The organism is Streptomyces nanshensis, assembly GCF_001751255.1.
Classification (GTDB): Bacteria; Actinomycetota; Actinomycetes; order Streptomycetales; family Streptomycetaceae; genus Streptomyces; species Streptomyces nanshensis_A.
This window is the reverse complement of sequence record NZ_LJGW01000235.1, coordinates 1-10,309: the sequence shown is the minus strand read 5'-3', so window position 1 is coordinate 10,309 and position 10,309 is coordinate 1. Positions and strand designations below refer to the sequence as shown.

Sequence of the window (10,309 nt, the reverse complement as noted above, 5' to 3'; positions counted from 1 at the left end):
CGCAGGCCGAACGGCCCGAACCGGCTTTTGTCGAGCGTCTTGACCCCCGTGCGTACAACTGTATATTCCCGTCGACAGGAGGTATGTGACGTTGGCTACACCGACGAACGGACAGAGCGGTCCGGGGACCGACCGCGCTCGCGCGGGGTCCTCGCTCGCTGAGCTCTGGAAGTCCCACCGCAGCAGCGCGAACGCAAGTGAGGCCGTCTACCTGGCACTTCGCGACGTCATCGCGGCGGGCACGATCAAGCCGGGCGAGCACCTGGGAGAGCCGGCCATCGCCGAGTCGCTGGGGATCAGCCGTACTCCCATCCGCGAGGCGCTGCTGCGGCTGGAGACCGAGCGCTTCGTGGAACGGACGGCCGGGCGCCGCCTGGTGGTCGCGACCGTCAGCCCGGAGGAGGTCGTCGACGTCTACGCCGTACGGGAGGCGCTCAACGGCCTCGCGGCACGCCTGGCCGCCGAGAACGCCTCCACCACGGACATGATCCGGCTGCGGCGGCTGCACCGGGAGATGAAGTGGGCGCTGGACGACGGCGACACCGCGCTGATGGCGCGGCTCAACTTCGAGTTCCACGACGCGGTCTGCGTGGCGTCACGCAACGCGTTCCTGCTGGAGATGCTGCGCAAGGCCCACGACACCCACCACCGCTACCCGGGATCCACCTTCTCGCTGCCCGACCGCGCGACCGGCTCCCTCGAGGAGCACGAACTGATCCTCCAGGCGATCGAGGCCGGGGACGGGCGGCGAGCGGGCGAACTGGCCCAGCACCACACGGCGAAGGCACGCGAGGCACGCATAGCGATGCTCGACGGCACCGTCGAGGAACTGCACCGCAACCGCAGGGCGAAGGAGTCGGCGGACGCCGGTACCGGCACGGAGACGGACGCGGAGACGGACGCGGGGACGAGCACGGCGGCGGAGACGCCGACGGCGACGGAAGCCGAAACCGAAACCGAAACGGAGACGGAAGTGGAGACGACAGGGTGAGCGCCGGGACGGTGAGCACGAGCGAGGCGACCCTGCTGGTCGCCGGGGACTGGCGGCACGCGGAGAGACGCTACGAGATACGCAGTCCCGCGACGGGCGAGACCGTCGGCGTCGCCGACGACGCCGGTACGGACGACGCGTCGGCCGCCGTCGACGCGGCGGCGGAGGCGGCGGAGGGCTGGAGCGCCCTGGCGCCCGAGCGGCGCTCGGCGATCCTGCGCGCCGCCGCGACCGCCATCCGTACCGACAGCGACGAACTCGCCCTGCTGCTCTGCCGCGAGAGCGGCAAGCCCCTCGGCGAGGCACGCGGCGAACTGCTCAGCGGCGCCGCGGCCGTCGAGTGGGCGGCCGAGGAGGGCCGCCGCACCGACGGACGGCTCGTCTCCCTCGGCGGCGGCCGCCGCGGCATGGTGCTCAAGCAGCCCGTCGGTATCACCGTGGCCGTCTCTCCCTGGAACTTCCCGGCGAGCATGTTCCTGCGCAAGGTCGCGCTCGCACTGGCCGCGGGCTGTACGGCGGTGGCGAAACCGGCGGAGCAGACGCCGCTCATCGCCCGCGCCCTGGTGGAGCGTTTCGCGACCGCGGGCTGCCCCGAGGGCGTACTCAACCTGCTGACGACGGCACGGCCCGACTCGCTGGTGCGCACGCTGCTGGCGGACCCCAGGGTCGCGAAGCTCAGCTTCACCGGATCCACCGAGGTGGGGCTCACCCTGCTGCGCCGCGGCGACGGGCTGCTCAAGCGCGTCGCCCTCGAACTCGGCGGCCACGCACCGGCGATCGTGCTGGAGGACGCCGACGTGGAGGCGGCCGTCGCGGGCGTGCTGGCGTCCAAGTTCCGCAACTGCGGCCAGAGTTGCATCGCCACCAACCGGCTCTACGTGCATGACTCACTCCACGACCGGTTCTGCGCGGCGCTTCTCGACGCGGTCGCCGGGCTGCGCGTGGGCCCGGGCACCGAGGACGGCGTCGAGGTCGGGCCGCTCATCGACGAACCGGCGCTGCGCAAGGTCGAGGCACAGGTCGCCGACGCGCTCGGGCACGGCGCCCGCGCCCTGACCGGCGGGACGCGGCTGACGGACGGCGCACTCGGCCGCGGCTGGTTCTACGCGCCCACGGTGCTCACCGGCGTCGCCGAATCGGCGCTGCTGGCCCGGGAGGAGATATTCGGCCCGGTGCTGCCCGTCTTCTCCTTCACCGACGAGCAGGACGTGCTCGCCCGGGCCAACGCGACCGACTACGGCCTCGCCGCCTATCTGTACGGCACGGACGCCGCCCGGATGTGGCGCATGGCCGAGCGGCTGCGGTTCGGCGTCATCGGTGTCAACGACCCCTTCCCGCTCGCCCCCGAGCTGCCGTTCGGCGGCATGAAGAACAGCGGCCTCGGCCGCGAGGGCGGACTGGAAGGCATCGAAGGCTTCCTCGAGACCAAGGCGGTGGCACTCCATGTCTGATTCCGCGCCCGGCACGGGACCGGCACTCGTCGCCGTCCCCGAGGGCACCGCCGGCATCGGCGCCGACGCGGTCGCCGACCAGCTCGTCGCCGGCGGCGTCTCGACCGTCTTCGGGGTGCCCGGAGTCCAACTCGACTACGCCGTCGACGCGTTCGCCCGCCGCGCCGGAAGCCTGCGCTACCTCTCGTGCCGCCACGAGCAGGGCGCGGCGCACATGGCCGACGGCTACGCCCGCGCGGGCGGCGGCACCGGCGTCTTCGCCGTCGTACCGGGTCCGGGCGTGCTCAACGCCATGACCGGTCTCGCCACCGCGTACGCCTGCTCCTCCCCCGTCCTGTGCCTCGCGGCGAACCTGCCCGCGTGGGCCATCGACGGCGGGCTGGGCCTGCTGCACGAGATCCGCGACCAGGAGGAGGTGCTGCGCTCGGTCACCAAGCGCGTCCTGCCGGTACGGGACGCGGACGGGCTGGCGGCGGCGGTCCGCGACGGTCTCGCCGCAGCCCGCGACGGACGCCCGCAGCCCGTCGCGGTGTCCGTCCCCGAGGACCTTCTCAAGCAGCCGGCCGGTGCGTTCCCGCTTCCCGTACCGGGAGACGTACGACGCGTCGCGCCGGACGCCGGCGCGGTAGCGGAGGCCGCGCGGCTGCTGGCCTCGGCGGAGCGGCCGGTCGTGCTGTGCGGCGGCGGCGTGGTCGCGGCCGGCGCGACGGAGGCGCTCGGCGAACTGGCGACGACGCTGCGGGCGCCGGTGGTCACCACCTCCAACGGCCGCGGCGCGCTCTCCGACCGTCATCCCTGGACGCTCACCAGCCTCGGCGGCCGCGACGTCGTGCCGCGGGCCGATGTCGTGCTGATCGTGGGCAGCCGGGGTGTACGGATGGACGGCACCCCGCTGGCACCCGGCGCGGAAACGGTTCTGCTGAACGCCGACCCCGCGGACCTGGGAACACCCCACGAGCCCGCGGTCGCCCTCCTCGGCGACGCGCACCTCGGACTCGACGCGCTCACCGCGGAGTTGGGCCGGTGCCGCTCGGCGTGGACGCCGGGCGACGTGACCGCCGTACGGACCCGGTGCGGCGAACAGATCGCCGGGATCGGGGAGTTGGCCGACTGGGTCGGCGCCCTCCGGGACGGGATGGCGGACGAGGACGTGCTCGTCGGCGAACTCACGCAGGTGAGCTATCTGTCCCGGGTCGCCTTCCCCGTGTACGCGCCGCGGACCTTCCTGTCTCCGGGCTACCAGGGCACGTTGGGCTACGGCATTCCCACGGCCGTCGGCGCGCAGGTCGCCCGTCCCGACGTCCGCGTCGTGTCCGTCTCCGGTGACGGCGGCTTCGCCTACGGCATGGCCGAGCTGCTGACCGCCGTCACCCATCGCGTGCCGGTCACCTTCGTCGTCTTCGACGACGGGGCGTTCGGCAACGTGCTGCGCACACAGGTCGAGCAGTTCGACGGCCGCACGCTCGGCACGCGCCTCCACAACCCGGACTTCGCGGACCTGGGCCGGATCTTCGGGCTCGACAGCTCCAGGGCGGCCTCGCCGCAGCAGCTCACCGGGATGCTCAAGGACGCGGCCGCGGCCGACCGTCCCACGCTCGTCTCGGTCCCCGTCGGGACCTTCCCCGACCCCGGCCCGCTCGTGAGGGAGGGAAGCCATGCTCCGCAGAACTGACCGCACAGCCACCGCATCCGCCGCCTCTGCCGCCTCCGCCGGCACAGCCCCCGAGGCCGCGCGTCCCGTACCACAGCCGCAGCCGCAGCCGCAGCACGGCGACGGGGGTGACGGCGGCGGCTCTCCGCAGCTCTCGATGCCGACGCCGCTGGGGCTGACGGCCAGGAACGTCACCCAGGTCTTCGGCGCCCGCGGCAAGGAACCCGTCGTCGCGCTGGAGGACTTCTCCCTCGACGTCGCGCCCGGTGAGTTCGTCGCCGTCGTCGGGCCCAGCGGCTGCGGCAAGACGACGCTGCTGCGTACGTTCGCCGGGCTCGCCGAGCCCACGACCGGCGAGGTCTCCGTCGGGGGCGAACCGCTGCGCAAGCCGCGGCGGGACGTGTCGATGATGTTCCAGGCGCCCACGCTGCTGCCGTGGAAGACCGTCCTCGGCAACTGCCTCCTGCCGCGCGAGATCGACCACCGTGTGGACGACCGCGACCGGGCACGCGCTCACGAACTCCTCGCGTGGGCGGGCCTCGACGGCTTCGCCGACCGCAGGCCGCACGAGCTGTCCGGCGGCATGCAGCAACGGGTCGCGATCTGCCGGGCGTTGATGGCGGACCCGGCCGTGCTGCTGCTGGACGAGCCGTTCGGCGCGCTGGACGCCATGACCCGCGAGCAGATGAACGTCGACATGCGGCGCATCTGGTCCGCGAGCGGTGTGACCACCCTGCTCATCACGCACGACATCCCCGAGGCCGTCTTCCTCGCCCAGCGCGTGGTGGTGCTCTCGTCACGGCCGGGCCGGACGCTCGACGTCATCGACGTACCCCTGCCGCGCGAGCGCGACATCGCGGTCATCCAGACACCCGAGTTCGCGGCGGCGTGCGGACGGATCCGCTCCTACTTCATCCGGGAGGGAAGCCATGCGGCTCTCTGAACAGGGCGACCGGGACGTGGGCGCGGAGGCCGGGCCGGTCACGGCGGCCGTCCCGGACACCGGGCAGCGGCCGGACACGACCGCGGAGACGGCGACAGCGACAGCGACAGCGACGACGGGCGCGACGGCGAAAGGGGCCACCGCCGCGGCCAAGTCCCCTGCCGGGACCCGCCGTTCGGGCACGGGACGGCGCGCGCTGCGCACCGTGGGCCTGCCGGCGCTGCTGCTGGTCGTCGTGGCCACGCTGTGGGAGTTCCTGCCGGGGCTGCTGGGCGTGAAGGACTTCGTCCTGCCGCCGCTGTCGAAGGTCCTGGCGCAGTTCGGCTCGGGTTCGCTGCTGGACCAGCTCTGGAGCAACGGCCTCGTGACGCTGAAGGAGACCCTGCTGGGCCTGCTCGCCGGATCGGCCGCCGGGATCGTCGCGGGCGTGCTGCTCGGCGAGTCCTCGGTCGTCCGCGCCACGTTCTACCCGTATCTGGTGGCGTTCCAGTCGCTGCCCAAGATCGCGCTCGCACCGCTCTTCGTGATCTGGTTCGGGTTCGGTACGACGCCGAAGGTGCTGGTCGCCGCGACGCTGACCTTCTTCCCGCTGCTGGTCAACACGATGAGCGGCGTGATGTCGGTCGACCGGGACCGTGCGCAGCTCTTCCGTTCGCTCTCCGCCTCCCGCCGCCAGACCTGGACGAAGCTGCTGCTGCCGTCCGCGCTGCCCTCGGTGCTGGCGGGCTTCGAGGTCGCCACCGTGCTCGCGCTGCTCGGCGCGATCCTCGGCGAGTTCGTCTCCTCGCAGGACGGTCTCGGGGTGCTCCTCCAACAGCAACAGACCAACTACGACACGGCCGGTGTGTTCGCGACGCTCATCGTCCTCGCGGCCATGGGCGTCGTGCTCAACCAGATCGTCGTACAGCTCCGCAAGTGGCTGGTCTTCTGGTGAACAGAAAGGACAGGATCGTGAGCACTCCAAGAACTTCGGGGACCCGTTTCCGGGTCATATCGGCGGTCCTGACCTGCCTCCTGCTCTCCGTCCTCCCCGCGTGCGGCGACGGCGGCGCCGGGAGCTCCACGGCGGCGGGCGGCGACGGAAAGACGGTCACCTTCGGGGTCTCCGCGCCCGCGCCCGGCGGCAACATGCTCCAACTCGCCATCGCACAGGCCCAGGGCTACTTCAAGGCCGAGGGCATCACCGTCAAGCCGGTCTTCCTCGGTACGAGCGGACGGGTCGTCCAGGCGCTCGCCTCGGGCAAGGTGCAGATCGGGACCTCGACGCCCGACGTCGTCCTGCAGGCCGCCGACAAGGGCCAGGACGTCAAGATGTCCTACAACTGGACGACGAAGAACGTCACGCAGTTCGGAGTCCTGCCCGGCAGCACGATCCGCTCGGCCGCCGATCTGAAGGGCAGGACCGTCGGCGTACAGGACCTCTCCGCGGGACCGGCGCAGCTCGCCAAGGCCGCCGTCGTCAACGCGGGCCTGGACCCGGACGACGACGTGAAGTTCGTGGCCGTGGGCACGGGCGCTCCGGCGCTGGACGCCCTCAAGCGGCACCGCGCCGACGCCCTCATCACCTACGACACCCTCTTCGCCGCGATGACGGCGGGCAGCGGCGAGAAGCTGCGCTTCTTCCAGCCCGACGGCGTCGAGGACCTCTTCTCCTCCAGCCTCGTCGCGTCCGCGGGCTGGCTGAAGGACAACCCGGACGTGGCGGGCGGCTTCGGACGGGCCTGGGCCAAGGCGTCCGTCTACGCCGACGCGAACCCGGAGGCGGGCGTGCGGATGATGTTCGCCAAGTACCCCAACAGCAAGGTCGGTTCCAGCGAGAAGGCCGCGACGAAGGCGGCGCTCGGGCAGTTCGAGGCACGGGAGAAGTCCCTGAAGGGCGGCACCCCGCCCGCCCGCGAGAAGTGGGGCGCCTACCCGAAGTCCGCCGTCGAGCACTGGATCACCTACGCCAAGGACTACAAGCTCATCGAGAACGGCATCGAACCCGGCAGCGTCTACACGAACGAATTCGTCGGCAAGTACAACGACTTCGACACCGGGAAGATCAAGAAGAGCGCCGCGTCGGGGGCGACGCCATGAGCCTCACGATCGCCCAGAAGATCATCGCGCGGGCGGCGGGCACCGACGCGGTCGCCGCCGGGGACTACGTGACCGTCACCCCCGACTACACGGTCATGCAGGACATCTACTTCTGGAAGAACATCAAGATCCTGGAGAGGCTGGGCGTCCCGGAGATCGCCCACCCCGACAAGGTCGTCGCCGTCCTGGACCACACGCCCCAGGCCGCGTTGGGCTCCGAGCACGTCGCCCGCAACCGTGAGAGCCGCGAGTTCGTCCGCCGTACCGGCTTCTCGAACTTCTTCGACGCCGGGCGCGCGGGCCTGCGGCACCTCGTCATGGTCGAGCACGGCTTCGCCCGCCCCGGGCTGCTCGTCTTCTCGGACGAGCCGAACATCGCGAGCATCGGCGCGGTCGGCGCGCTCAACGTGCCCATCAGCACCGAGGTCCTCGTCTCGATGGTGCGCGACTCCAACTGGGTGCGGGTGCCCGCGAGCGTCCGCTTCGAGCTGACGGGGACGCTGCCGCGCGGCGTGTGGATACGCGACCTCGTCCAGGCGATCTGCCGGGAGTACGCGGGCGGCGACGGACTGGTGCAGCGCTGCGTCGAGTTCGGCGGCCCGGGGCTGGCGCGGCTCGGCCTCGACAGCCGTCAGGGGCTGCTGGCCGGGATGTACCACGCGGGCGCCGACACGGCCGTCGCGGACGTGGACGAGGTGGCCCTCGACTACGTGCGCGAGCGGGCCGGGTCCCGTCCGTACGAGGTGTTCACCGCCGACGAGGACGCCGCCTACGACGAGGTGCGCACCTGGGACCTGGGCGCGCTGGAGCCGTTCGTCACGGTGCCGCCGCGGCACAGCGGCGTCGTACCGGTCTCGGAGGTCGGCGGGCGCCGCATCACCCAGGCCACGGTGGGCTCGTGCGCCAGCAACCGCATCGAGGATCTGCGGGCGGCCGCGGAGGTGCTGCGCGACCACGACATCGCGCCGGGCGTGACCATGTACGTCACGCCCGGCAGCCCCGGCGTCTACGCCCAGGCGGCCCGCGAGGGACTGGTCGAGCTGTTCACCGAGCGCGGTGCGACCGTCCTCTCCCCCGGCTGCACGACCTGCTGGGGCTATCTGGGGGCGCTGGGCGACGGGGACGTCGCCGTCTCCACCAACCAGGAGAACTACCCGGGGCGCGCCGGGAGCCGGACGGCGGAGATCTATCTGGCGAGCCCGTACGTCGTGGCCGCCTCGGCCGTCACCGGGCGGATCACCGATCCACGGGAACTCCTGCCGGCGGAGGGAGCCGTCCATGTCCTCGGCTAGCACCTCCGCCGCCCCTTCACCGGCCGTACGGCGCGGCCGTGTCTGGAAGTTCGGCGACTGGATCAGCGGCGACGACGGCATCGTGCGCTTCTCCGAACTGCGCAACTTCGGGGACGACCACGACCCGGCCGACCTGGCCCGGCGGTGCTTCGCCGGGCTCGTCCCGGACTTCGCCTCGCGGGTGCGGCCCGGCGACATCGTCGTCGCGGGACGGGGGTTCGGCATCCCCAGCCATCCGCCCGCCCCCATGGCGCTGCGGGCCGCGGGCATCGCGGCGGCGGTCGTGGAGTCCACGGACTCCGCCTTCGTCCGCCGCTCGCTCAACGCCGGTTTCCCCGTGGCGATCTGCCCGGGGATCACGGCAGCCGTCGAGGAGGGCGGCGAACTCGAAGTCGACTTCGCCACCGGCCGGGTGACCGACATCGACAGTGGAGCAGTGATGACGACCAAGCCGTTCTCGCCCGCCATGCTCGAAGTCCTCGACAGCGGCGGGCTCGTCCCCTACCTGGAGCGCTATCTGGCGGGTGAGGCACGTGCCTGAGCTGGAGCGGCTGCTGCGGCCGCGGAGCATCGCGATCGTCGGCGCCTCGGACAACGAACGGCGCATCGGCGGGCGCCCGTTGCGGATCCTGCGGCAACGGCGGTACGAGGGCGAGATCTGGCCGGTGAACCCGAAGTACGACACCGTCCAGGGCGTCCCCTGCCACCCGGACATCGAGTCCCTGCCGCACGGCATCGACCTCTATCTCGTCTGCGTCCCGGCCGAGGCGGCCACCGACGCGTTCGAGCGGGCCGCGGCCCACGGCGCCGGCGCGGCCGTGGTCTTCGCCGGGGGCTTCGCCGAAACCGGCGAGCAGGGGCGGCGGTTGCAGGACCGGCTGACCGCGGCGGCCCGTACGCACGACGTGGCGCTGGTCGGCCCGAACAGCCTCGGCTATGCCTCGATCGAGCCCCGTACGTTCGGCACGTTCGCGACCATGCTGGAGACGCTGCCCGAACTGCCCCCGGGGAACGTGGCGTTGGTCTCGCAGAGCGGCGGCACCGCGTTCAACCTGCTCACCGAGGCGCACTGGGCGGGCGTGCGGTTCTCCCATGTGATCGCCACCGGCAACGAGGCGGGCCTGACCTTCGCCGACTACGTCGAGCACCTCGCGGACGACGACGCGACCGAGGTGATCGTCGGCTATCTGGAGGGCACGGTCGGCGGCGCCCGTCTCGGCGACGCCTTCGAGGCGGCCCGCCGCGCGGGCAAGCCGGTGTTCGTCGTCAAGGCGGGCGCCTCCGCGCGCGGCCGGGACTCCGTCGCCTCCCACACCGCCCAGATCTCCGGCGACGACGACGCGTTCGACGCCCTCTTCGACAGATACGGCGCCGTGCGCCTGCGCACCATGGACGACGCGCTCGACGTCGCGCGGGCCGCCGCGCTGGGCACCGCCGCCGAGGGCGTGGCGGTCGCCAGCAACTCCGGGGGCGCCGCCGCCTATCTCTCCGACGCGGCCGAGCGGCTGGGCGTGCCCCTCGTCGACTTCTCCCCGCGTGCCGGGGACGAACTGACCGCCGTACTGCCTGCGTTCGCGGCCGTCCGCAACCCGCTGGACTTCACACCGCAGGTCATCAACGACCCGGCGCTGCTGGAGAAGGTGCTCGGCATCATCGACGAGGAGGAGCACGTCGATCTGCTGCTGCTCTACCTCGGCGGCATGGAGTACCTCGCCGACGGCCTGCTGCCCACGGTCACGGCCGCGTCCGGGCGGCTGCGGGCGTCGCTCGGGCTCGCCTGGTACGGCGTGAGCGACCAGGTCCGAACGCGCGCCGCCGAGGCGGGACTTGTGGTGTGCGGCGACCCCGCGCGGCTGCTGCACGGCGTGGGACTGCTGCGCCGGGGGCGGGCCGCGGTGGCCG

Annotated in this window: 9 protein-coding genes; all 9 read left to right on the top strand. The window is 72.4% G+C overall.

The annotated features are described in order from the left end of the window. The first annotated feature begins 91 nt into the window (after positions 1 to 91). Complete coding sequence (locus AN218_RS13690) at positions 92 to 991, top strand: GntR family transcriptional regulator (RefSeq protein WP_141747571.1); 900 nt, start codon at positions 92 to 94, stop codon at positions 989 to 991. Then, positions 988 to 2,442, top strand: a complete 1,455-nt coding sequence (locus tag AN218_RS13685; RefSeq protein ID WP_216311761.1) for an NAD-dependent succinate-semialdehyde dehydrogenase — start codon at positions 988 to 990, stop codon at positions 2,440 to 2,442. The genes AN218_RS13690 and AN218_RS13685 overlap by 4 nt, the downstream gene beginning before the upstream one ends. Continuing rightward, a complete protein-coding gene (locus AN218_RS13680) occupies positions 2,435 to 4,114 on the top strand; it encodes a thiamine pyrophosphate-dependent enzyme (RefSeq protein WP_079132142.1) in 1,680 nt (559 codons plus the stop codon). Before AN218_RS13685 ends, AN218_RS13680 begins: the two co-directional genes overlap by 8 nt. Further along, positions 4,098 to 5,036 carry an ABC transporter ATP-binding protein gene (locus AN218_RS13675; RefSeq protein ID WP_244900444.1) on the top strand — a complete coding sequence of 313 codons (939 nt, stop codon included), beginning with the start codon at positions 4,098 to 4,100 and terminating at the stop codon, positions 5,034 to 5,036. The genes AN218_RS13680 and AN218_RS13675 overlap by 17 nt, the downstream gene beginning before the upstream one ends. Further along, the gene (locus tag AN218_RS13670; RefSeq protein WP_079132141.1) at positions 5,023 to 5,970 is read left to right on the top strand and encodes an ABC transporter permease; all 948 of its coding nucleotides are present in this window, start codon (positions 5,023 to 5,025) and stop codon (positions 5,968 to 5,970) included. The genes AN218_RS13675 and AN218_RS13670 overlap by 14 nt, the downstream gene beginning before the upstream one ends. A 17-nt stretch (positions 5,971 to 5,987) precedes the next feature. Then, positions 5,988 to 7,115: an ABC transporter substrate-binding protein gene (locus AN218_RS13665; protein ID WP_070017115.1), complete on the top strand. Its 1,128-nt coding sequence runs from the start codon at positions 5,988 to 5,990 to the stop codon at positions 7,113 to 7,115. Continuing rightward, the gene (locus tag AN218_RS13660; RefSeq protein WP_070017114.1) at positions 7,112 to 8,407 is read left to right on the top strand and encodes a 3-isopropylmalate dehydratase large subunit; all 1,296 of its coding nucleotides are present in this window, start codon (positions 7,112 to 7,114) and stop codon (positions 8,405 to 8,407) included. The genes AN218_RS13665 and AN218_RS13660 overlap by 4 nt, the downstream gene beginning before the upstream one ends. Continuing rightward, positions 8,394 to 8,948, top strand: coding sequence for a LeuD/DmdB family oxidoreductase small subunit (locus tag AN218_RS13655; RefSeq protein ID WP_070017113.1), 555 nt, complete (start codon positions 8,394 to 8,396; stop codon positions 8,946 to 8,948). The genes AN218_RS13660 and AN218_RS13655 overlap by 14 nt, the downstream gene beginning before the upstream one ends. Next, positions 8,941 to 10,309, top strand: a 1,369-nt coding sequence (locus AN218_RS13650; RefSeq protein ID WP_070017112.1) for a CoA-binding protein, incomplete at its 3' end; no start/stop codon positions are given. The genes AN218_RS13655 and AN218_RS13650, both read left to right, overlap by 8 nt.

Coding starts and splice junctions, on each gene's coding strand:
- AN218_RS13680 (WP_079132142.1), top strand. CDS start 2,435: ATGTCTGATTCCGCGCCCGGCACGGGACCGGCACTCGTCGCCGTCCCC.
- AN218_RS13675 (WP_244900444.1), top strand. CDS start 4,098: ATGCTCCGCAGAACTGACCGCACAGCCACCGCATCCGCCGCCTCTGCC.
- AN218_RS13670 (WP_079132141.1), top strand. CDS start 5,023: ATGCGGCTCTCTGAACAGGGCGACCGGGACGTGGGCGCGGAGGCCGGG.
- AN218_RS13660 (WP_070017114.1), top strand. CDS start 7,112: ATGAGCCTCACGATCGCCCAGAAGATCATCGCGCGGGCGGCGGGCACC.
- AN218_RS13655 (WP_070017113.1), top strand. CDS start 8,394: ATGTCCTCGGCTAGCACCTCCGCCGCCCCTTCACCGGCCGTACGGCGC.